Origin of the sequence: Saccharopolyspora cebuensis, from assembly GCF_039542665.1 — a bacterium.
Taxonomy (GTDB): Bacteria; Actinomycetota; Actinomycetes; order Mycobacteriales; family Pseudonocardiaceae; genus Saccharopolyspora; species Saccharopolyspora cebuensis.
Genome location: NZ_BAABII010000016.1, coordinates 311,819 through 333,280 on the forward strand (window position 1 = coordinate 311,819; position 21,462 = coordinate 333,280).

Genomic DNA, 21,462 nt, shown 5'->3' on the forward strand with positions numbered 1-21,462 from the left:
CCTCGGCCGCGCCCGGCGCGGCCGTCTACACCGCGAAGAAGACGGTCTCGTCCTCGCCCTGCAACCGGATGTCGAAGTGGTAGTCGGCTCCGCTCGCGGCGGCGATCAAGGTACCGCGCCGCCGCTCGTCCACCGCGGAAAGGACCGGGTCGGCGGCGTTGGCCGATTCCTCGTCCGGGAAGTAGATCCGGGTGACCGCCCGGTTGAGCATCCCGCGCGCCAGCACCGTGACGTCGAGGTGCGGGGCCTCGACGGCGCCGTCCGGAGCCGGCAGGGGACCGGGCTTGACGGTGCGGAACCAGAAGCGCCCGTCGGCGTCGGTGGCGCAGCGGCCGAAGCCCTGCCAGCCCGAGGACTCCGGCCTCGGGTCGGCGGGGTGGTCGAACCGGCCCCGCGCGTCGGCCTGCCAGATCTCGATCACGCCGTCCGGCACCGGCTGGCCGGCGCCGTCGGTGAGCCGCCCGCGGACGATGACCGCGGCCGGGTCGCCCTCGCGGACCAGCTCGGGGCCGTCCGGCCAGACGATGCCGCCGGGCAGGGCGTAGAACGGGCCGACCGTCTGCGACGGCGTGGTGGCCGGGGGAGTCTGCGCAGCCATCAGTCGTCGTCCTCCTCGTCCTCGAACACCGCGGCCTGCTCGCCGCGCAGCACGATGTCGAACTTGTAGCTCAGCGCCCACTCCGGCACCGTGCTGTCCAGGTCGAACCGGGAGATCATCCGCTCCCGCGCCTTCGGGTCGCGCACCGAGTTGAAGATCGGGTCCTGGCCGAACAGCGGGTCGCCCGGGAAGTACATCTGGGTGATCAACCGCTGGGTGAACGCCTGCCCGAACAACGAGAAGTGGATGTGCGCCGGGCGCCAGGCGTTGTCGTGGTTGCGCCACGGGTAGGCGCCGGGCTTGATGGTGATGAACCGGTAGTTGCCCTCGGAATCGGTCGTGCAGCGCCCGGTCCCGGAGAAGTTCGGGTCCAGCGGTGCCGGGTGCCGGTCGCCCTGGTGCAGGTACCGCCCGGCCGCGTTGGCCTGCCAGATCTCCACCAGCGCGTTCGGCACCGGCTTGCCGCCGGAGTCCAGCACCCGGCCGCTGACGATGATCCGCTCGCCGAGCGGTTCGCCGTTGCGGGCGTGCTGGAGGGTGAGGTCGTGGTCGAGCTCGCCGACGCGGTCGTGGCCCAGCAGCGGTCCGGTCACCTCGGTGAGGTGGTGCGGGAGGTACTGCAGCGGCTGCTTCGGGTGGCGCAGGGCCGAGGAGCCGTACTCGGGCGTGTCCAGCGCGGGGTGGGAGTCGTCGTCCCGCGCGTAGGTGGGCAGGACCAGCCCGGCGGGCGTCCTGGTCTCGTTGGTGGTCATCGCAGCTCCAGTGTGTGCGTTCGGCGGGTCAGGCCTCGAGGACGACGGCCAGTCCCTGACCGACACCGATGCAGATGGCGGCCAGGCCCCAGCCGCCGCCCGCCCGGCGCAGCTGGTGCGCCAGGCTGCCGAGGACGCGGGCCCCGGAGGCGCCCAGCGGGTGCCCGATGGCGATGGCCCCGCCCTGGACGTTGACGAGTTCCGGATCCAGCTCCGGCCACTCCGCGAAGCATGCCAGCGATTGTGCCGCGAACGCCTCGTTGAGCTCCACGGCGGCCAGGTCGCCCCAGCCGATCCCGGCGCGCCGCAACGCGATCTCGGCCGCCCGCACCGGGCCGATGCCGAAGACGTCGGGGTCCACGCCCGCCGCGCCCCGGCCGGCGATCCGGGCCAGCGGCTCGGCGCCGATCCGGTCGGCGGCGCGCTCGCTGCCGATGAGCAGCGCGGCCGCGCCGTCGTTGAGCGGCGAGGAATTGCCCGCGGTGACCGTGCCGTCGGCGCGGAAGACCGGCTTGAGCCCGCCCAGCGACTCGGCCGAGCTGTTCGCCCGGACGCTCTCGTCGCGGGTCACGTCGGTGCCGGGTACCGCGACGACCTCCCGGTCGAACAGCCCGGCGTCCCAGGCCGCGGCGGCGCGCTGGTGGCTGCGCAGCGCGAAGGCGTCCTGGGCCTCGCGGTCGATCCGGTAGCGGTCGGCGAGCACCTCGGCGCTCTCGCCCAGCGCGATGGTCCAGCGCTCGGGCATCTCCGGGTTGACCATCCGCCAGCCGAGGGTGGTGGAGTGCAGCGTCCCGTGCCCGCGGGGGTAGGCGCCCTCGGGCTTGGGCAGCACCCACGGCGCCCGGCTCATCGACTCGACGCCGCCCGCGACCACCAGCTCGGCGTCGCCGACCTGCACGGTGCGGCTGGCGTCGATCGCGGCCTCCATGCCGGAGCCGCAGAGCCGGTTCACCGTCGCGCCGGGCACGCTGGTCGGCAGCCCGGCCAGCAGCACGGCCATCCGCGCCACGTTGCGGTTGTCCTCGCCGGCGCCGTTGGCGTTGCCGAACCGGACGTCCTCGATGGTGGCCGGGTCGAGGCGATCGTGCCTGCCGGTCAGGGCGCGCAGCACGTGGGCGGCCAGGTCGTCGGGGCGCACCCCGGCCAGGCCCTTGCCGTAGCGGCCGAACGGGGTCCGCACCGCGTCCAGGACGTAGGAGTCGTTCACCGTGCCTCGCTCGTGGTCGCCTGCAACGCGCGCAGGGTGGTCAGTTCGGTGTCGGTCGGCGGGGCGACCGCGTCGAGTTCGCCGGCGACGCGCAGCGGCCAGCCGACCGCCTCGCGGGCCTGCTCGACGGTGGCGCCGGGGGTCAGGGCGGTCAGCGTGAGCTCGCGGGTGCCGGGGTCCGGTTCCAGCAGGCCGAGATCGGTGATGACCTTGACCGGACCCCGTCCCCGCAGCCCCAGCGCCGCGCGGTCGTCGGGCCCGCTGCCGTAGCCCACCGAGGTCACGAAGTCGAGCTTCTCGACGAAGCTGCGCCGGCCCAGCCGCATCACGATGAGCACCTCCCGGCAGGAGGCCGCGATCTCCGGCGCACCCCCGGCCCCGGGCAGCCGCACCTTCGGGTCGGCGTAGTCGCCGCCGATCACGGTGGTGTTGATGTTGCCGAAGCGGTCGACCTGGGCGCCGCCGAGGAAGCCGATGTCGATGCGGCCGGGCTGCAACCAGTAGTTGAAGATCTCCGGGACGCTGACCACCGAGTCGGCGGTGTCGGCGAGCACGCCGTCCCCGATGGACAGCGGCAGCCGGTCCGGCTTGGCGCCGAGGGTGCCCGACTCGTAGACCAGCACCAGGCCGGGGGCGTGGGTGCGCCGGGCCAGGTTCGCCGCCGTGCTGGGCAGGCCGATGCCGACGAAGCACGCCGCGCCGTCGCGCAGCGAGCGCGAGGCGGCCACCGTCATCATCTCGTCCGCGCTGAACTCCGTGCTCATCGCGCGCTCCCCTCCGGCCGGGCGGCGGTGCCGGGCAGCACCTCGGTGGCCAGCCACTCCTCGAACTTCTCCCGGTCCCGGCTGATCGGGTCCCAGCGCCGGTAGTAGGCGTTGTCCCGCTCCGAGTAGCCCTGCGCGTAGGACGGGTGCGCCCCGCCGGGCACCTCGGCGACGGCGGTGACGGCCCACGCGGGCAGCACCACCGAGCCGGGCCGCGGGACCAGCTCGTCGACGATCTCCTCGACGGTGACCAGGGAGCGGGCGGAGGCCAGCACGGTCTCCTTCTGCACGCCGGTGATGCCCCAGAGCTGCACGTTGCCCGCGCGGTCGGCCTGCTGGGCGTGGATGATCCCGACGTCGGGGTTGATCGCCGGTACGGCCGCCAGCTCCTCGCCGGTGAAGGGGCAGGTGACCGTCTTGATCGTGGCGGTGTTGGCCGGCAGGTCGGTCCCGGCGTAGCCGCGCAGCACCGCGAACGGCAGGCCGGAGGCGCCCGCCGCGTAGCGGTTGGCCATGCCCGCGTGGCTGTGCTCCTCGATCTCCAGCGGGACCGGCCAGGAGTTCTGGATGGCGTCGCGGAACCGGTGCAGCGAGCCGACGCCCGGGTTCCCGCCCCAGGAGAAGATCAGCTTCCGCGCGCACCCGGCACCGATGAGCTGGTCGTAGACGATGTCCGGCGTCATCCGGACCAAGGTCAGGTCCTTCTTGCCCTGCCGGATGATCTCCTGCCCCGCCGTCACCGGGATCAGGTGGGTGAAGCCCTCCAACGCCACCACGTCGCCGTCCTGGACGAGCTCCGCGATGGCTTCGGCGAGCCGCAGGATGCGTGCCACCCCGACCAACTCCACTCTGTACGCATTGTGAACATTTGTTCTTGATGCGAACGATAGGGCGCACACGAACGAAGGTCAAGGGAGGAATGCGCTGTCGTCCCTGGTCGCAGGGCTGTCGCGGCGCACGTTCGCGCCGGTCGCGGGGGCTGAACCGATTCGCCCGTCCCGCACGTCGACCGCCCGGCGGTCGGGGGGCTCAGAGTTCGCCGTTGTCCGGCAGGGCGTCGTGGGGCAGGCCGAGCACGTCGATCGCCGCCGCGGCGGCCGCGTCGGCCTGGAGGTAGCCGGTCTCGCCCCACGCCAGCAGGTCGCCCGCCTTGCCGGGGTGGACCAGCAGCCGCCGGTAGGTGCGCCCGCTGTCCGGGTCGGGCGCGGCCGGGTGCACGCCGATGATCACGGCGGCCATCCGGACCTGCGCGTACGGCGAGATGCCGTCGTCGACGAGCTGGTAGCCGAGGTAGTGCGGGAAGGCGATGTCGAGGGTGACCTCCTCCATCGTCTCCCGCCGCAGGATGTCGGCGTAGCGCCACTCGCCCGGCTCCGGACGTCCGCCGGGCAGCGAGTGCTTGGTGCGGTCCAGGCGGATCAGCAGCCGCCCGTCCGGGACGAAGAGGAAGCCGTAGACCTGTCGCACCGGGAGCGGTCCGGGCACGGCCTCGGTGTGCCAGGAGAACCTGGGCATCGGGGCTCCCTTCCCTCGGCGCGTGGACGATCACCCTAACCGAGGTGGACCCCTGGTCCGCCGCGCCGCGCCGGGCCGCTCCAGCCCGCTGACACGAGAAAGAACTGTGGCCTGCTTCACAGTTCATCGGCCGGTTGCTATACCGATCTGCACCGGCCGTGCCGGGCCTGCGGGACCGGGCGCGCGGCCGCCCCTGGCGAGGAGGCACCGATGCCCGCTCCAGCCGATCGCGAAGCACCCCGTGCCGGGGCCGTGGCCCCCGAACTGCCCAGCACCTTCCTGCCCGCCGCCACCTACCGCTCGCTGCCCGAACCCCGCGGCTTCCGCACGATCTTCGGCGCGAGCATCATCCTGACGGCCACCGCGATCGGCTCCGGCGAATTCGTGCTGTGGCCGTACCTGACCTCCCAGGTCGGTCTCGTCCTGATGTGGACGGCGGTGCTCGGCTTCTTCATCCAGTACGTGCTCAACATGGAGATCGAGCGCTACACCCTGGCCACCGGCGAGACGGCGGTCAGCGGCTTCACCCGGATCTGGGCGCCGCTGGGCGTGATCATCACGGTGCTGGCGGTGGTGCCGAGCCTGTGGCCGGGCTGGGCCACCGGCGCGGCGACCACCTTGACCTACGTGGTCGGCGGGGGAGACCCGGTGCCCATCGCGATCGTCGGCATGGTCGCCATCGGCTCGGCGCTGACCCTGTCCAAGCTGGTCTACCGCACCGTCGAGCAGGTGGAACTGGTGCTGGTCGGCGGGATCGCGGTCTTCCTGGTGGTGGCCGCGTTCGTCGGCACCACCGGCGCGGACTGGCTGGCCTTCGGCGCCAGCTTCCGGCACGTCGGGACCCTGCCGCCGATCGAGGAGGTGGGCGGGGTCGCCGCGCTGCTCGGCGCGATCGCCTTCGCCGGGGCCGGGGGCGGCAACAACCTGGTGCAGAGCAACTGGGTGCGGGACAAGGGGATGGGGATGGGCGCGTTCCTGCCCCGGGTGGTCTCGCCGTTCACCGGCAAGGAGGAGGCCGCCGCGGCCACCGGCCACATGTTCCTCGACGACGAGGACAACCGCCGCCGCTGGAAGGGGTGGTGGCGGGTGGCCAACGTCGAGCAGTTCTTCACCTTCTTCGTGCTCGGCTGCGGCACCCTCATCATCATGTCCGTGCTCGCCTACGCCACGGTCTACGGGATGTCCTTGCCCTCCGGGGAATTCGACTTCATCCGGGCCCAGGGCGAGGTCTTCGGCGAGCGCTTCGGCGCCTGGTTCCGCACCGCCTTCTGGATCGCCGGGACGATCGCGCTGTTCTCCACCCAGCTCGGCACGATGGACTGGGTCAGCCGGATGGCCGCCGACACGCTGAAGGTCTCGTTCTTCCGCAGCAGCACCAGGGTCACCGAGAGCCGGATCTACTTCGCGATGGTCTGGCTGCTCATCGCGGCGGGCTCGACGATCCTGCTCGTCGGGTTCCAGGAACCGCTGGTGCTCATCCTCATCTCGTCGTCGGCGGGCGGCGTGGTCATGTTCCTGTACTCGATGATGCTGATCTACACCAACCGGCGGTTCCTGCCGCGCTCGATCCGGCTCGGCGGCTGGCGGTTGCCGATGATGCTGTTCGCCGTCGCGTTCTACGGCTACTTCTCGATCGCGCTGCTGGTCGAGCAGTTCGGCAAGATGTTCTGAGCGGTGGCGGCGGGCCCCGGACCGCGGCCCGCCGCCACCTTCCGTCAGCGCTGGAACCGGTCGGTGTGCAGACCGCGGAGGAACGCGGCGAACTGGTCGCGGCTGACCGCGAGGGTCCGCCGCCGGGTCTGGTCGGCGTCCTCCTTCGAGTCCTGCACCAGCACGGCCCCGCCACAACCGGCGACCAGGACGCATTGACCGCCGCCGCTGCCCGAACGGCTCGACTTGCGGAACCGGACCGAACCCGCTGCTGCGACTGCTTCAGTGCCGTTCATCCCTTAGCTCAACCCCTTCTCGGTCTTCTCGATCAGACTGAGGCTGTCCTGCGGGGACAGGGCGATGCTCTGCACTGCGGCGAAGACGTAACCATACCGCCGGATCTCCGCCTGTCCCTCGTGAAAAGTCCAGCTCGTCTGTCCGTCGATGTACACCGCCTCTGGATCTTCCGCCTGCGACCACTGGAAGCACCGGGTCGAGCAGCAGCGCGCGGACCCGGTGCCGACGCCGCGTTCGCCGGAACGCTCCACCTGCGCCAGCCCGGATCCGCGGCTGCTGGCGGCCGTGCTCGCCGGGCTCCGCCGCTGGTGACTGGCGCCCCGGCCGGCCGCGCGGTTCGGCGAGCCAGGTGGGCGACTCCGCGGCGGTTCCCCTTTAGGGTGATCGAGTTCGGTCGTCCAGGAAGGGACAGCATGTCCGAGACCACCGTCGTGGCGCCGGCGCGCGCCCGGGGCGCCGTGTCCGCGCTGTTCCTGCTCAACGGGGCGACCTTCGCCAGCATGGTGCCGCGCTACCCGGAGGTCAAAGCCGGGCTGGAGCTGTCCGGCACGGCCTTCGGCGCCGCCGTCGCGGCGGCCCCGGTGGGGTCCATCCTGGCCGGGCTGGTGACCGGTGCGCTGCTGCGGCGCTGGCGATCCGGCCAGCTCGCGGTCTGGGGTTCGGCCCTGCTCGCCGCCGACGTCGTGCTGGTCGGCGTGGCGGGGCAGTGGTGGGCGCTGGCGGGCGTGCTGCTGCTGTGCGGGATGCTGGACGCGGTCGTCGACGTGTCGATGAACGCGCACGGGCTGCGGGTGCAGCGCCGCTACGGCCGCTCGATCGTCAACTCCTTCCACGCGCTGTGGAGCATCGGGGCCATCGTCGGCGGGTTGCTCGGGTCGCTGGCCGCCGGGCTCGCGGTGCCGGTGGCGGTGCACCTGGCGATCACCGGCGCGGCGACCGCGGGCGCCGCCCTGGTCGCGCGGCGGTTCCTGCTGCCCGGGCCCGACGACGCCGAACGGTCGGAGTCGGCCCGCCCGGCGGGCCGCCGCCTGCTGCCCGGTCCCGCCGCGCTGCGCCCGCTGGTGCTGCTCGGCCTGCTGTGCGCGTCGGCCGCGCTGATCGAGGACACCGCGGCGTCCTGGGGCGCGGTGTACCTGCGCGGGGACCTGGGCGCCGCCCCCGCGCTGGCCGGCCTGGTGTTCGTCGCGCTGCAGTCCACGCAGGCGGTGGGGCGGTTGTTCGGCGACCGGTTGGTGAACCGGTTCGGCGCCCGTGCGGTGGCGCGGTCGGGAGCGGTTCTGGTGGTGGTCGGCGTGGGCGGTGCGCTGCTGTGGCCGTCCGTGCCGGGCACGGTGCTGGGCTTCGCGCTGGCCGGGTTCGGCGTGGCCACCGTGATCCCGGCCGGGTTCAACGCCGCCGACGACGTGCCGGGGCTGTCGGCCGGGGTGGGGCTCACGGCGGTCGGCTGGGTCTACCGCGTCGGCCTGCTGGCCGGGCCGCCGGTGGTCGGGGTGCTGGCCGATGCGGCGGGCTTGCGGTTCGGGCTGCTCGTGGTGCCCGCGGTCGCGGTGCTGATGCTGCTGCTCGCCGGACGGCTGCCCGCCCGGCGCACTTAGCCCAGCAGCTTGGTCAGGAAGGAGCCGACCCGGCTCACCCGGCGGACCCGGACGTGCTGCCCGGCAACGCCGTGGATCTCCCAGAGCTGCCCGCAGTCCTCGCACCGCCACATGCCGATCCGCGAGCTGTCGGGCTCGCACGGGTGTCCTCGGCGTCCTCGTCTCATCCGCCCTCCCTCGGCTCGGTGCCGCTGCCGATCAGATCACGCCCCGCCGGTGCTGGACAGCCGCCGACGGGGGCGTGATCGGGTGAACCGGTCACCTGCGGCGCCGACCGGGCTCCGCGCCGCCCGGTACCGCTACTGTCCGGGGCGAAGCCGGGAGGATGGATTCCAGCATGAAGAACAAACCGCCGTACGCGCTGGCCTCCGTGGACAACGCGCTGCTGCTGTTGCAGATGCTGCGCGACCAGGGCGCGGTGCGGGTCAGCGAGGCGGCCGAGGAGCTCGGCATCGCCCGCTCCACCGCGCACCGGCTGCTGGCCATGCTGGTGTACCGCGACTTCGCCCTCCAGGACGACCGGCGCACCTACGTGCCCGGTCCCGCGCTCGGCGCCGATCAGGTGCTGGGGCCCGCGAACCAGCCGTTGCGCAAGGCGCTGCACCCGCACCTGGAGGCGTTGTGCGAGCGGGCCCGGGAGACCGCCAACCTCATGGTGCGGGTGGGCACCCAGACCCGGTTCCTGGCCAGCGCGGAATCCGACCAGGTGCTGCACGTGGGGGACCGGCGCGGCACGATCCTGCCCGCCCACCGCTCCTCCGGAGGCAAGGCGATGCTCGCCGAGCTCGACCGGGACCGGCTGGAACAGCTCTACCGGCCCGGGACGCCCGAATCGGTGCTGCCCGACCGGGAGTGGAAGGCGCTGCTGCGCGAGCTCGCCGCCGCCCGCAAGCAGGGCTACGCGCTCAACCGGGAGCAGACCGAGACCGGGGTGTCGGCGGTGGGCATGGCCCTGCACGACGGTTCCGGGCAGGTGGTCGGCGCGCTGTCGGTGTCGGCCCCGACGGCGCGGTTGGGCGCCGACCGGATCCCCGCCGTGGTGCGGGAGGCGCGGAGCGCGGTGGCCCGGGCCGAGCAGGACCTCCGGTCGCTGCCCGAGTGGTGAAGTTCTGCCCAGCAGAAAACGGCCCGCAGCGGGCTCGCCGCGTCCGCGGAGCGGAGGAACTCGGCGGGCCCGGCGCCGCCGAGCACAGCGGTCCGCTGTGGACGTCGTCCGGCCACGAGGGACCCGCACCGCGCAGCGGTGGCGGACGCACCCGAGCACCACCCGTCCCGCTTCCGGGATCCGGCGCTCGCCCCGGTCAGGTCGGCCGGGGGCGCCGGCGGTCCAGCAGGTGCGGGTCGCCGCAGCCGTGGTTGAGCGCGGGCAGCGCGGTGGGTTCGGTGCGGGCCGACTCGCGCACGGTGAGGAAGGCCAGCACTCCGCCCGCCGCGCACACCCCGGCCGAGATGAGCATCGCCCGCCCGAACCCGGCGCCCAGCGCCGCGCCCGCCTCGGTGCCCGACAGCCCGGCCAGCAGCGGCAGCACGGCGATGGCGATCAGCCCGGCCATCCGGGACAGCGCGTTGTTGACCCCGGAGGCGACCCCGGCGTGGTGCTCGTCGACGGCGCCGAGCACCGCGGCGGTCAGCGGGGCCACCGTGATCGACAGGCCGAGGCCGAACACGACCACGCCCGGCAGCACTCCGCCGAGGTAGGTGCTGCCCGGGACCGCCCAGGTCAGCAGGGCCAGCCCCGCGCCGCACACGATCGGGCCGACCGTCATCGGCGCCCGCGCGCCGATCCGCTGCGCCAGCGCGCCGATCCGCCCGGACAGCAGCAGCATCATCGCGGTGATGGGCAGCGTCGCCACCCCCGCCTCCAGCGCGCTGTAGCCGAGGGATTGCTGGAGCTGCAGGGTGAGCAGGAACAGCGCGCCGCCCAGCGCGGAGTACACGGTGAGCGTGGTCAGGTTCGCGCCGGTGAACTGCGCGGAGCGGAACAGCTCCAGCGGCAGCAGCGGTGCCCGGACCCGGCTCTCCACCACCGGGAACGCCACCAGCCCGCCGATCCCGACGACGAGCGCGGTGGTGGTGATCGCGGTCCACCCCGAGGACGGGAGCTCGATGAGCGCGTAGACCGAACCCGCCAGCCCCGCCGTGATCGCGGCGGCGCCGAGCAGGTCGGGCGCCCCGCCGAGGTCGGGGTTGCGGGTCTCGGTCACCCGGCGGAGGGCGAGCAGCGCGGCGAGGGCGATGGGCAGGTTGATGAAGAACACCCAGCGCCAGGACACCGCATCGACCAGCCAGCCGCCGAGGAACGGTCCGACCGCGGTGGCCACCCCGGTCATGCCCGCCCACCGGCCGATGGCCTGGCCCCGGTCGTCGTGCCGGATCGTGGAGTTGATCAGAGCGAGGCTCCCGGGCACCAGCAGCGCCCCGCCGACGCCCTGCACGAGCCGGGCGACGATCAGCGCCTCCGCGGTGGGGGCCAGGCCGCAGCCCAGGGACGCGGCGGTGAAGACGATCAGCCCGAGGGTGAACACCCGCCGCCGCCCGTACCGGTCGCCGAGCGCGCCGCCGAGCAGCAGCAGCGCGCTGAGGGTCAGCAGGTAGGCGTCGAGGACCCACTGCAGCACCGACAGGTCGCCGCCCACGTCGCGGCCGATGGCGGGCAGCGCCACGTTGACCACCGAGCCGTCCAGGAACGCGACGCCGGAGCCGAGGATCGCCGCGGTCAGCAACCAGGTCGCGGCCCGCGAGCGCAGCGGGGTGCCGCCTGGCCGTTCGGTCGCCATCGGCCGAGGGTAGGGGCCCGCGGCAGCACCGGCCCGACGTTCGGAATACCGGACGGCGTTCGATATTGCTAACCTGGAGCCGTCGCCGCGGGGCGAGCCCGCTACCATGTCCGGACGCCGCTCGCCCGGCGGCGGTGGCTGACGACTGGAGAGGGGCGCTGGCGGTGGCACGAGCGGTTCCGGCGGTGGAACGGGCCTTCGACGTCCTGGAGCTGTTCCTCGACGTCCCCGAGCTCAGCGCCCCCGAGATCACCGCGAAGCTCGGGTTGCCCCGCACCACGGTCCACGAGCTGGTCGGCACCCTCGCCGAGCGCGGCTACCTGACCACCTCCGGCGGCAACCGCTTCCGGCTCGGGGTCCGCAGCTTCCAGCTCGGTGCGGTCTACGCCGAGCGGCTCGACCTGGCCCGGGAGGGCCAGGCGGTCGCCGAGGAGATCGCCGAGCGCTGCCAGGAGACCGTGCACGTCGGGGTGCGCGAGGGCGCCGGGGTGCTCTACGTGGCGAAGGTGGACAGCAGCCACCCGGTGCGGATGGTCTCGGCGGTGGGCCGGTTGCTGCCCGCGCATTGCACCGCCATCGGCAAGGTGCTGCTCGCCGCGCTGCCCCGCGCCGAGTTCGACGAGGTCTACCCCGAACCGGAGCTGCCCGCGATGACGGCGGGCAGCATCACCAGCCGCGCGGCGTTGCTGGACGAGCTGGCGGCGATCGCCGGCGGGGGAGTGGCGCGCGAGCACTGCGAGTCCAACGACGCCGTGGCCTGCGTGGCCGCCCCGGTGCGCGACCACAGCGGCGCGGTGGTCGCCGCGATGAGCATCTCCGCGCCCATCCTGCGGTGGAACGACGAGGTGGAGCAGGCGCTGCGGGAACTGGTCGCCGAGGGCGCGCAGCGGCTGTCCGAGCGCCTCGGTTCCGCGCCCGCGGCCTGAGCACCCGAGGTTGGCCCGCCGCGGAGCCCGGGTAACCCCGGCCCGGGAGGCGGTAGTCGATGGCCGAAGTGCCGGAGCAGCAGGACGAGCAGTGGTTCCTCGACCGGTTCGGTGGTGGTGGTCCCGGTGCGGGCGGCGCCGGTTCCGCGCTGCTGCGCGACGTCGCGGCGGTCCGGGCGGAGCTGTACCGCGCACCGGACGCCGCGGGCGTGCTCGACCGGGTGGCCGCCGCGGCGGTGGCGGCGTTGCCGGGCGCGGGGTGGGCCAGCATCACGATCCGGGACCTCGGCGGGGAACTGCACACCCCCGCCTACACCGACCCGAGCGCACTGGTGGTCGACGACCTCCAGGAGGACAGCGGGGAAGGGCCGTTCGAGGAGGCGACCGCGGCCGCGGGCACCGGGATGTCGGGCAGCCCCGACCTCGCCCGGGAACCGCTGTGGCCGCGGTTCGGCCCGCAGGCGGCCGGGTACGGCATCCGGGCGGTGCTGGCGACCGGGATCTTCCCGCCGCACAACCGGCCCGCCGCGCTGAGCGTGTGCGCCACCGAGCCGCGCGGGCTGGCGGCCCTGGACCCGGACGTGGCGGTGCTGCTCGCCGGGTTCGCGCTGCCCGCGGTGGAACGGGCGGCCGGCCCCGCCGTCGACGACCTGCGCGCCACCGCGCTGCTGCCGCCGGTGGACGACGACGAGATCCTCGGCGGGGCGACCGCCGCTCTGGTGGACAAGCGCGGGCTCAGCATCGCGGAGTGCTACCCGGTGCTGCGCCGGGCGGCCCGCGAGCTCACCTCGGTGGCCGGCTGATCAGGCCCGGATGATGACCACCGGGCAGGTGGCGTGCTGGGCGACCCGCTGGCTCACCGAACCCAGCACCGCGCCGTAGAAGCTGCCGTGCCCGCGGCTGCCGACCACCAGCAGTTCCGCCCCGTCCGAGGCGTCGATGAGGATCTGGGCGGCGTCGCCGTGCCTGAGCTCGCGCTCGATGCTGTCCCGCGCGCCGCGCTCGTCCTCGACCGCCTCGACGGTGTCCTCCAGGGACTTGGCCGCCGCCTTCTCGAAGTCGTCCGGCGGCATCGGGCCGCCCTCCCAGCTGTAGAACGCCGGGTACTCCCAGGAACCGATGGCGTGGACGGCGGCGCCGGACAGCGCGCCCTGCCCCGCGGCCCACCGCAGCGCCGCGCGCGACGAGTCCGACCCGTCGACACCGACGACGATCCTGCGCCCTTCGGTCATCGCGATCCTCCTTCCACTGTGGTCGTGACCGTGCCGGGACCGACCGCCTCGGCGACCAGCTCGTCGGAGAGCTCGCGCAGCCGAGCGCGGGCGGCCGGGTCGAAGGCCTGGTCCAACGGGCGGGATTCCCGGGAACCGTGGAAGAAGCGGCCGGTCACGCCGTCGAAGGCGGGGTCGGTCACCAACCGCAGGGCGGCGTCGGCGCCGTCGCGCACGGTGTTGACCGGGGTCACCCCGGCCTCGCGGACCATCGCGGTGTTCATGTACGTCGCCGGGTGCAGCGCGTTGGCCTCGACGCCGCGGCCGCGCCACCGCTCGGCGAGGTCGAAGGTGAACATGATCTGGGCGAGCTTGCTCTGCGCGTAGGCCCGGGTGCCGGTGTAGTCCGATTCGACCAGCGGGTCGGCGAAATCGATGGTCCGCTGCCCGGCGGAGGCGATGCTGAGCACCCGGGCGGGCGCGGAATCGAGCAGCAGCGGCTCCAACGCGGTGATCAGCCGGTAGCCGGCCAGGTAGTTCACCGCGAAGCGGAGCTCGATCCCGTCCCGGCTGACCTGGCGCGCGCCGTCCGGGCCGCCGGTGCCGATCCCGGCGTTGTTCACCAGCGCGTCCAGCCGGGGGCAGCGGGACCGCACGTCCTCGGCGAGCCGGTCCACCTCGTGCAGCGCGGCGAGGTCGGCGACCAGCACCTCGACCCGGTCGTTGCCGGTGCCGTCGGTGATCTCCGAGCGGGCCTGCTCGACCCGCACCGGGTCGCGGCCGTGCAGCAGCACCCGGCGCCCGGTTCCGGCCAGCAGCTCGGCGAGGACGCGCCCGAGGCCGTTGGTCGCGCCGGTGATCAGAACCGTCTGCTCGTGGGGAGTGCGCACGGGCCGCTCCGGTCGTCGTCGGGATGGGCGGTCCTCCCCAGTGTGCGTACCGGAGGCCGCCGCTGTCATCCGCGGCGGCGTGTCGGGGCGGAAGTCGCCCGACCTGGCGACCCGCGCGCACCCCGGGTGTCCGGGGAGACCTGCGGGGAACCTGAGGTCCATTGTGTACTGATCATGGCAGCGGGGGGAATTCGTCGACCCGTCCGGGTATTCATTCGGTGATGTGCTTGTCACCGATTGTGACTCGGGGCTACACCTGGGATTCGTGTGACGGAAGACGACGTGCCAACCGAAGGAGTCGAGCGACATGACGACCAGTGGTGATGGCTCCACCGCACGCTACTTGGTGCTGCTGGAGGACGACGCGACCATCGTCGGTACCCGCGAGTTGCACCGGCTCACCGGCATCCGGTGCGCCGACACCGCCGACGCCTCCGGTGCCGGACCGGCCGAGCTGTTCCGGGACGCGGGCGGCATCGTGCTGCACGACCTCGGCGTCGCCCTGATCTCGGCGGCCCCGGACCAGGCGAGCGCGTTGCAGAGCGCCCTCGGCGGGCCGATCGCCGCGTTCGAGCAGGAACGCACCGTGCACGCGATCGGCGAGGCCGGTGCCGCCGCCCCGCCGGAGGGCGAGCACACCTGGGGCCTGCGCGCGGTGGGCGCCGACCGGGCGCAGCAGACCGGCGCCGGGGTCCGGGTGGCGGTGCTCGACACCGGCATGGACCTCAAGCACCCGGACTTCGCCCAGCGCGACATCGTGACCGGGACGTTCGTGGACGGCCAGGACGTGCAGGACGGCCACGGCCACGGCACCCACGTGATCGGCACCGCCTGCGGCCCGCGGACCTCCGAGGCCGGACCCGGCTACGGCGTCGCCTCCGAGGCCAGCATCTACGCGGGCAAGGTGCTCGGCGACAACGGCTCGGGCACCGACAGCGGCATCCTGTCGGGCATCCAGTGGGCGATCTCCAACGGCTGCGCGGTCGTGTCGATGTCGCTCGGCGCGGCCACCCAGCCGGGCCAGGCGTACTCGCAGGCGTTCGAGCGGGTCGCCCGCCGGGCCATGGAGCGCGGCACGCTGATCATCGCGGCGGCGGGCAACGAGAGCCAGCGCTCGACGGGCGCCATCGCCCCGGTCGGGCACCCGGCGAACTGCCCGTCGATCATGGCGATCGGCGCGACCGACCAGCAGGACCAGATCGCGGACTTCTCCTCGGGCACGGTCGACCAGATCGGTCAGGTCGACCTGGTCGGCCCCGGGGTGGACGTCTACTCCAGCTGGCCGGGCGCCGAGCGCTACCGCAAGATCAGCGGGACCAGCATGGCCACGCCGCACGTCGCCGGGCTCGCAGCGCTGCACGCGCAGCAGCACAAGGAGCGGGCGTGGGGCCTGTGGGCGCGCCTGTCGCAGGTCGCGCGGCGGATGCCGCTGCCGTCCACCGACGTGGGGGCGGGGCTGGGCCAGGTGCCCTGACCCGCGTGCGGCGGGCGATCGGGGCCGGCGGGGTCATTCGCCTTCCTCGATCGCCTGCGCGGCGACCCTGGTGGACAGGCCGAGGTCCTCGGCGGCGGCCGCGGCCTGGTCCAGGGCGACCTGGGTCGCCGAGGGCTCGGCCACGCTGGTGGACTCGTAGCGGGCGGCCAGCGTGTCGAGCTGCCGGGCCAACCGGGCGCCCGCGGCGGTGAGGGCGAGCAGAGCCTGCCGGGCCGCTTCCTTGTCCGCGGCCGAACTCACCCGCCGCCGGGCGCGCTGCTCGATCTCCCGCCCAGCGCGGGAGATCGACTCGGCGGTGTCGCCGACGTCGCCCCACGATGCGCTGCTGTCCATCTCACCTACTCCCGTCGCCGCCCGGACGCGGCCCGGGCGACTCTCGGGCTACCCGGCGGCCGAGGTCGACACACCCGGGCTCAGCGGCCCAGGAGTGCGCGGGCGCGGACCCCGGTGACCGCCGCGGCCGCGGCCAGCGCCACCCCGGCGCGTCGCCGCCGCGGCACCGACACGCGGCGTCCGAACACCGCGTAGCCGGATTCCACGACGCGGTCGAGGATCTCCCCGTAGAGCGTGTGCGCGGTGGCCACGCAGGGCCGCGATTCCGGGGCGAGCAGCTCGATCCCGGGCCGGGCGGCCCGGTAGTCGGCCCGCACCCGCGCGACCTGCTCGGACAGCGCCTGGCGGACCCGCCGGTCGGGACGGCCGGTGCGACGGCACCACTGGAGCCGGTCGCGGTCCACGCCGTGCACGGCGAGCTCGTCGGCGGGCAGGTAGACCCGTCCCCGGTCGAGGTCCTCGCCGACGTCGCGGATGAAATTGGTCAGCTGGAAGGCGCGGCCCAGCGCCGCCGCGTAGGGCGCTGCCTCGGCCGGGCGGGACACCGTGCCCAGCACCGGCAGCACCTGCAACCCGATCACCGCCGCCGACCCGTGCACGTAGGCGTCCAGCGCCGCGCGGTCGGGGTACTCCCGGACCGACAGGTCCATCCGCATCGAGGTCAGGAAGTGGTCGAACAGCGCCGGGTCGATGGCGTAGCGGCGCGTCGTGTCGACCAGCGCCGCGACCACCGGGTCGGTGCTGCCGCCGTCGCGCAGCCCCGCGCGCAGCACGGACTCCAGGCGGTCCAGCTCGGCGTCGCGCTGCTCCGGCGGTCGCCGCCGGTCGTGGTCGTCGACCACGTCGTCGACCCAGCGGGCGAAACCGTACAGCGCGTGCACCGCGGGCCGCTGCCGGGCGGTGAGCATCCGGGTGGCCAGGAAGTAGGTGCGGCCGTGGAGCGCGTTGAGCCGCCTGCAGCGCAGGTAGGCGGCGCGCAGCCGGGCGTCCCGGACGCCCGCCGCATCCAGTTCGCGCCGGGAGTTCGCCGACGGACGGGGACCTGGACGCATACCGGAATCTCAGCACACGGCACCGGTCGGGGTGCGCACGGTCGCGGCCGCAGGTGAACCCGATCACGAGGAGCGCGGAGGGTGACCGACGACACCGTTGCCCCGCGGATCGCTGACTGTTGAACGATTCACCGATATGCTCGCCGGGTCACCGCGCACACCCCCTCGTGCGGTGTCCGATGCCCAGGGCCTGAACCCCCAGCAGGCCCTGGGCATCCCCCGCCCAGCGCTCCGGAAACCCAGCGCTCCGGAAACCCAGCGCTCCGGAAGCCCAGCTCAGGAAGCCCGGCGGGCGCGCCCGCCGCTCGCCTCGGCCACCGCCGCCTCCAGCTCGTCGCGCTTCATCTTGGACCGGCCCCGGATGCCGAGCTCCCGGGCGCGGTCGTCGAGCTCGCCCTTGGTCAGCTCCGCCAGTTCCGACCGCCGGCTCGACCGCGAGCCGCCGCGGGACGACCGCGCCTGGTCGACGCTGCGGCGCAGCGCTTCGGTGAGGTCGATGACGTCGGTGGCCTCCGGGGGCGGTTCGGCCGCCTCCGGCACCGCTCCTTCGGCCTTCTCGGCCAGCAACCGCTCGACCTCGGCGGTGTAGGTGTCGGCGTACTCCTCGGGTTCCCAGGAGCCGCTCATCGACTCGATGATCGTGGTCGCCATCTGGAGCTCCTTGCCCGCCGGTTCGGCCTGCGCGGCGTCGGTGTCCAGGATGTCGGCGGGATCGCGGATCTCGTCGGCGAAGAAGAGGGTGTTGAGCGCCAGAGCGGTGTCGTCGGCGCGCACCGCGGTGAGGTACTGCTTGCCGCGCAGCACGAACCGCGCGATGCCCGCCTGGTTGGTCTCCTGCATGGCCTGGCGGAGCAGGTTGTAGGGCCGGAAGTTGTCCTTCTTGTTCGGTGCCAGCCAGTAGGTCTTCTGGAAGAACACCGGGTCGATCTCGTCGAGGTCGACGAAGGTGGTGATGTCGATGGTGCGGGACCGCCCCGGCGCGATCTCCTCCAGCTCCGAGGGCTCCACGGTGATCACCGCACCGCCGATCTCGCGGCCCTTGACGATGTCGTTGTAGTCGACCTCATCGCCGGTCCGCTCGTTCACCCGCCGGTAGCGCACCCGGTCCGCGGTGCCCCGCTGGTACTGGTGGAACGCGATCGTGTGGTCCTCGGTCGCGGCGTAGAGCCCGACCGGGATGGTGACGAGGCCGAAGTTGATCGAACCCGTCCAGATCTTGCGCGGCATCGCTGCCTCCCTCCGCCCGGCGCCCGCCTGCCGAGGTCTCCACCATGCGGTGACCGCCGCGTGATCGCCAGATCCGCCGAGGCTCAGCCGGTGACCAGGCAGTGCCCGCCGTCGGGGGTGCGCTTGGTGCGCCCGCGCGCGGCCAGCAGCTCCAGCAGCGGCACCGCCACCCGCCGGGAGGTGCCCAGCGCCTGCCGCGCCTGGCTGAGGGTGAACGGTTCGGGCAGCTCCGCCAGCCGCTGCACGGCGGCGTCCAGGGCGTCGGGCAGCAGCACCAGGCCGGGGGCGAGCCGCACCAGCGCGCCGGTGCGCTCGGCGGCGGCGAGTTCGCGCTCGCCGAGTCCGAGGGCGTGGAGCCGGTCGGCGGTCGGGGCCTGGAACGGTTGCTCGGCGAGGTCGGCGCGGATCGCCTCCACCGCCGCGCGCACCCCCTCCGGCAACCGGTCGGACGACCCGATCCGCCCGTCCCGCGGCGCCAGCCCGGCGGCCCGGGCCACCGCCTCGAACAGCGCGGCGTCGGGCAGGCCGAGCGCGCGGCGGGCGGCCTCGGCGGGCATCCCGTCGTCGAGCGGGTGGGCGCGCTGGTGCTCGCGGACCAGGCCGGGCAGCCGGGCGGCGAGCTCGTCCCGGCGGCGGTCGTCGAGCAGCCAGGGGCCGGCCGACGGCGGTGCGGCGCCCATCCCGCGCAGCTCGTCGACGTGCACCAGGCCGCGGCGGCGCAGTTCCGCGGCCGCGTCGGGACGGCCGGTCAGCCCGGCCAGCTCCGCGGCCCGCGACCGGGCCGCCCCGCGGCGGGTCAGCGCGGGCGGTCGCACGTCGAGCACCACGAGCCCGCCCGCGATCCGGTGCGCCCCGGGATCGCGCAGCAGCGCCCGGTCCCCGATGCGCAGCGGCAGCGGAACGGAGGTGGTGAGCCGGGCGGTGTCCGCGCCCAGCGGCCGGACCCGCACCGGCACCGCGGCGGCGCCGACGTGCAGCACCGGCTCGCGCGGCAGCGCCGCGGCATCCGGCACCCGGGCGTCGAATTCGGTGACGTCGAGCCACCGGCCGGGCGCGAGCAGCGCATCGCCCCGGCGGACCTGGTCCAGGTCCGCGCCGCGCAGGTTGACCGCCACCCGGGCCACGCCGGTGACCTCCGCCGCCTCGGTGCCCAGCGCCTGCAGGCCGCGGACCACGACGTCCCGGCCTGCCGGGTGCAGCCGGAGCCGCTGGCCGACCCGCAGCCGCCCGGCGGCCAGCGTGCCGGTCACCACCGTTCCGGCGCCCCGGATGGTGAACGCCCGGTCCACCCACAGCCGGGGATCGGCCTCCGGGTCCGGTTCGGGCAGCCCGCCGACCAGGTCGGCCAGCGCGGCGCGCAACCGGTCCAGGCCCGCGCCGGTGGTGGCGCTGACCGGTACCGCGGGCACGTCGGCCAGCGCCGTGCCGTCGAGCCGTTCGCGGGCCTGGGTGAGCGCGTCGGCGGGATCGGCGAGGTCGCAGCGGGTCACCGCGAGGATCCCGTGCCGCACGCCCAGCGCGTCGAGCGCGTCGAGGTGCTCGGTGGACTGCTCCTGCCAGCCCTCGTCCGCGGCGACCGCGAGCAGCGCGGCGGGCACCGGGCCGATCCCGGCGAGCATGTTCGGGACGAACCGCCCGTGCCCGGGGACGTCGACGAAGGCGACCCGTTCGGCGTCGAGGTCGGTCCAGGCGAAGCCGAGGTCGATGGTCAGCCCCCGGCGGCGTTCCTCGGCCCAGCGGTCCGGTTCCATCCCGGTGAGCGCGCGGATCAGCGTCGACTTGCCGTGGTCGATGTGCCCGGCGGTGGCGATCACGTGCATCAGCGGACTCCCAGCACGGTGCGGCGGAGGAGGTCGTCGTCGTCCGGGGCGAGCGCGGCGAGGTCGAGCAGGCAGCGCCCCTGCTCCAGCCGGGCGAGCACCGGCGGTTCCCCGGTGCGCAGCGGCGCGGCGTAGTGCTCGGGCAGTTCGACGGCGGCGCTGGGCAGCTCGACGCCCGGTGCGCCACCGCCGCCGACGGTCGCCGCCGAGTCCCGCGCGGTGGCGGGGACACCGGCCGCGGCCAACGCGTCGGCCAGCCGGTCGGCGCGGAGGCGCAGCTGCTCGGGGTCCTGCCGCAGCGCGCGCTCGACCGGCGTGCGCGGGCCGCGCAGGGTGGCTTCCAGCGCGGCCAGCGTCAGCTTGTCCACCCGCAGCGCGCGGGCCAGCGGATGCCGCCGCAGCCGCTGGACGATCTCCTCGCGGCCCAGCAGCAGACCCGCCTGCGGTCCGCCGAGGAGCTTGTCCCCGCTGGCGATGACCAGGTCGGCGCCGTCGGTGAGGCTGGTGGTGGCGTCCGGCTCGCGCGGCAGCACCGGGTGCGGGCGCAGCAGGCCGGAGCCGATGTCGGCGACCACCGGCACGTCGAGCTCGCGCAGCGCCGCGACCGGGACGTCGGCGGTGAAGCCGCTGATCACGAAGTTCGACGGGTGGACCTTCAGGATGAAACCGGTGTCCGGGCCCAGCGCCGCCCGGTAGTCGTCGAGCCGCACCCGGTTGGTGGTGCCGACCTCGCGCAACCGGGCGCCGGTGGCGGTGAGCAGCTCGGGGATGCGGAACCCGTCGCCGATCTCGACCATCTCGCCGCGGGCGAGCACGATCTCGCGGTCCTGGGCGAGCGCGGTGGCGGCCAGCGACAGCGCGGCCGCTCCGTTGTTCACCACGTGCGCGGCTCCGGCCGCGGGCACCTCCTCGGTGAGCGCGCGCAGCACCGACGCGCCCCGGGGCCCGCGCTTGCCGGTGCGCAGGTCGAGCTCCACGTCGGTGGTGCCCGCGGCGTGGCGCAGCGCGTCGACCGCGGCCTCGGACAGCGGCGCGCGACCGAGGTTGGTGTGCAGCAGCACGCCGGTCGCGTTGAGCACCCGGCGCACCGCGCTGGCCGAGGCGGGCAGCCCGGCCAGCGTCCGTTCGACCACCTCGCCGGGGGCGATCTCGTCGTCGCGGGCGCTGCGCTGGGCCTCGTGCACCGCGCGCTTGACCAGGTCGGCGCCGAGGCGGGCCACTTCCCGGGCCACCTCGGGCTCGCTCAGCACCCGGTCGGTCCCCGGGATCTGCCGTCGGGTGTCCACCATGCCGGGCACTCTAGAGGGCCGCGCCGCGCCGGGCTGATCAGCCCGCGACCTTGCCAATGGCCGT

24 protein-coding genes are annotated in these 21,462 nt (G+C 74.3%); 7 read left to right on the forward strand and 17 right to left on the reverse strand.

From position 1 onward, the window contains the following. Window positions 1-25: 25 nt before the first annotated feature. From pcaG to ABD976_RS21625, 6 genes are all read right to left on the reverse strand, one after another. Complete coding sequence (pcaG, locus tag ABD976_RS21600; protein ID WP_345366043.1) at window positions 26-598, reverse strand: protocatechuate 3,4-dioxygenase subunit alpha; 573 nt, start codon at window positions 596-598, stop codon at window positions 26-28. Then, window positions 598-1,350 (reverse strand): protocatechuate 3,4-dioxygenase subunit beta, encoded by a 753-nt coding sequence (gene pcaH, locus ABD976_RS21605; RefSeq protein WP_345366045.1) that lies wholly within the window; start codon window positions 1,348-1,350, stop codon window positions 598-600. Before pcaH ends, pcaG begins: the two co-directional genes overlap by 1 nt. Before the next feature lie 28 nt (window positions 1,351-1,378). Continuing rightward, on the reverse strand, window positions 1,379-2,557 hold the full coding sequence (locus ABD976_RS21610; RefSeq protein ID WP_345366047.1) for a thiolase family protein: 1,179 nt from the start codon (window positions 2,555-2,557) through the stop codon (window positions 1,379-1,381). Then, window positions 2,554-3,321 (reverse strand): CoA-transferase subunit beta, encoded by a 768-nt coding sequence (locus tag ABD976_RS21615; RefSeq protein WP_345366049.1) that lies wholly within the window; start codon window positions 3,319-3,321, stop codon window positions 2,554-2,556. The genes ABD976_RS21610 and ABD976_RS21615 overlap by 4 nt, the downstream gene beginning before the upstream one ends. Next, window positions 3,318-4,154, reverse strand: coding sequence for a CoA transferase subunit A (locus tag ABD976_RS21620; RefSeq protein ID WP_345366051.1), 837 nt, complete (start codon window positions 4,152-4,154; stop codon window positions 3,318-3,320). Before ABD976_RS21620 ends, ABD976_RS21615 begins: the two co-directional genes overlap by 4 nt. 196 nt (window positions 4,155-4,350) lie before the next feature. Then, window positions 4,351-4,836, reverse strand: coding sequence for an NUDIX hydrolase (locus tag ABD976_RS21625; protein ID WP_345366053.1), 486 nt, complete (start codon window positions 4,834-4,836; stop codon window positions 4,351-4,353). Between the two features lie 210 nt (window positions 4,837-5,046). Here ABD976_RS21625 and ABD976_RS21630 point away from each other — a divergent pair, with 210 nt between their 5' ends. Continuing rightward, window positions 5,047-6,507 (forward strand): Nramp family divalent metal transporter, encoded by a 1,461-nt coding sequence (locus ABD976_RS21630; RefSeq protein WP_345366055.1) that lies wholly within the window; start codon window positions 5,047-5,049, stop codon window positions 6,505-6,507. 44 nt (window positions 6,508-6,551) lie between these two features. Here the strand turns inward: ABD976_RS21630 and ABD976_RS21635 are convergent, their stop codons facing one another. Together ABD976_RS21635 and ABD976_RS29695 are read right to left on the reverse strand one after the other, a co-directional pair. Next, a complete protein-coding gene (locus ABD976_RS21635; RefSeq protein WP_345366057.1) occupies window positions 6,552-6,782 on the reverse strand; it encodes a DUF397 domain-containing protein in 231 nt (76 codons plus the stop codon). Between the two features lie 3 nt (window positions 6,783-6,785). Further along, window positions 6,786-6,938: a Scr1 family TA system antitoxin-like transcriptional regulator gene (locus ABD976_RS29695; protein ID WP_486374964.1), complete on the reverse strand. Its 153-nt coding sequence runs from the start codon at window positions 6,936-6,938 to the stop codon at window positions 6,786-6,788. Between ABD976_RS29695 and ABD976_RS29700 the strand changes: the two genes are divergently transcribed. Continuing rightward, window positions 6,931-7,095, forward strand: a complete 165-nt coding sequence (locus ABD976_RS29700; protein WP_345366059.1) for a hypothetical protein — start codon at window positions 6,931-6,933, stop codon at window positions 7,093-7,095. The genes ABD976_RS29695 and ABD976_RS29700 overlap by 8 nt on opposite strands. Window positions 7,096-7,196: 101 nt before the next feature. Further along, the gene (locus ABD976_RS21645) at window positions 7,197-8,378 is read left to right on the forward strand and encodes an MFS transporter (protein ID WP_345366061.1); all 1,182 of its coding nucleotides are present in this window, start codon (window positions 7,197-7,199) and stop codon (window positions 8,376-8,378) included. On the opposite strand, the gene ABD976_RS21650 is transcribed toward ABD976_RS21645, so the two are convergent. Next, window positions 8,375-8,545: a hypothetical protein gene (locus ABD976_RS21650; RefSeq protein ID WP_345366063.1), complete on the reverse strand. Its 171-nt coding sequence runs from the start codon at window positions 8,543-8,545 to the stop codon at window positions 8,375-8,377. The two genes, ABD976_RS21645 and ABD976_RS21650, sit on opposite strands and share 4 nt — an antisense overlap. 170 nt (window positions 8,546-8,715) lie before the next feature. Between ABD976_RS21650 and ABD976_RS21655 the strand changes: the two genes are divergently transcribed. Beyond that, window positions 8,716-9,483: an IclR family transcriptional regulator gene (locus tag ABD976_RS21655; protein ID WP_345366065.1), complete on the forward strand. Its 768-nt coding sequence runs from the start codon at window positions 8,716-8,718 to the stop codon at window positions 9,481-9,483. A gap of 196 nt (window positions 9,484-9,679) precedes the next feature. Here the strand turns inward: ABD976_RS21655 and ABD976_RS21660 are convergent, their stop codons facing one another. After that, on the reverse strand, window positions 9,680-11,155 hold the full coding sequence (locus ABD976_RS21660; protein ID WP_345366067.1) for an MFS transporter: 1,476 nt from the start codon (window positions 11,153-11,155) through the stop codon (window positions 9,680-9,682). A 164-nt stretch (window positions 11,156-11,319) separates the two neighbouring features. On the opposite strand from ABD976_RS21660, the gene ABD976_RS21665 reads away from it, so the two are divergent. Next, window positions 11,320-12,081, forward strand: a complete 762-nt coding sequence (locus tag ABD976_RS21665; RefSeq protein ID WP_345366069.1) for an IclR family transcriptional regulator — start codon at window positions 11,320-11,322, stop codon at window positions 12,079-12,081. Between the two features lie 59 nt (window positions 12,082-12,140). Further along, complete coding sequence (locus ABD976_RS21670; RefSeq protein WP_345366071.1) at window positions 12,141-12,884, forward strand: GAF domain-containing protein; 744 nt, start codon at window positions 12,141-12,143, stop codon at window positions 12,882-12,884. Here ABD976_RS21670 and ABD976_RS21675 read toward each other — a convergent pair whose 3' ends face one another. Together ABD976_RS21675 and ABD976_RS21680 are read right to left on the reverse strand one after the other, a co-directional pair. Beyond that, a complete protein-coding gene (locus ABD976_RS21675; RefSeq protein WP_345366073.1) occupies window positions 12,885-13,313 on the reverse strand; it encodes a universal stress protein in 429 nt (142 codons plus the stop codon). Further along, complete coding sequence (locus ABD976_RS21680; RefSeq protein ID WP_345366075.1) at window positions 13,310-14,182, reverse strand: SDR family NAD(P)-dependent oxidoreductase; 873 nt, start codon at window positions 14,180-14,182, stop codon at window positions 13,310-13,312. The genes ABD976_RS21675 and ABD976_RS21680 overlap by 4 nt, the downstream gene beginning before the upstream one ends. 307 nt (window positions 14,183-14,489) lie before the next feature. Between ABD976_RS21680 and ABD976_RS21685 the strand changes: the two genes are divergently transcribed. Beyond that, a complete protein-coding gene (locus ABD976_RS21685; protein ID WP_345366077.1) occupies window positions 14,490-15,656 on the forward strand; it encodes a S8 family serine peptidase in 1,167 nt (388 codons plus the stop codon). A 33-nt stretch (window positions 15,657-15,689) separates the two neighbouring features. Here ABD976_RS21685 and ABD976_RS21690 read toward each other — a convergent pair whose 3' ends face one another. The 5 genes from ABD976_RS21690 to selA all read right to left on the reverse strand — a co-directional run bounded on the left by ABD976_RS21690 (window position 15,690) and on the right by selA (window position 21,398). Beyond that, complete coding sequence (locus ABD976_RS21690) at window positions 15,690-16,010, reverse strand: hypothetical protein (RefSeq protein ID WP_345366079.1); 321 nt, start codon at window positions 16,008-16,010, stop codon at window positions 15,690-15,692. A gap of 80 nt (window positions 16,011-16,090) precedes the next feature. Next, window positions 16,091-17,062: a phytoene/squalene synthase family protein gene (locus tag ABD976_RS21695; RefSeq protein ID WP_345366081.1), complete on the reverse strand. Its 972-nt coding sequence runs from the start codon at window positions 17,060-17,062 to the stop codon at window positions 16,091-16,093. Between the two features lie 276 nt (window positions 17,063-17,338). Continuing rightward, window positions 17,339-18,289 (reverse strand): non-homologous end joining protein Ku, encoded by a 951-nt coding sequence (gene ku, locus ABD976_RS21700; RefSeq protein ID WP_345366084.1) that lies wholly within the window; start codon window positions 18,287-18,289, stop codon window positions 17,339-17,341. 83 nt (window positions 18,290-18,372) lie between these two features. After that, entirely contained in the window at window positions 18,373-20,109 is a 1,737-nt protein-coding gene (gene selB, locus ABD976_RS21705) for a selenocysteine-specific translation elongation factor (protein ID WP_345366086.1), read from the reverse strand. Beyond that, a complete protein-coding gene (gene selA / locus ABD976_RS21710; RefSeq protein ID WP_345366089.1) occupies window positions 20,109-21,398 on the reverse strand; it encodes an L-seryl-tRNA(Sec) selenium transferase in 1,290 nt (429 codons plus the stop codon). The genes selB and selA overlap by 1 nt, the downstream gene beginning before the upstream one ends. Window positions 21,399-21,462: the final 64 nt, after the last annotated feature.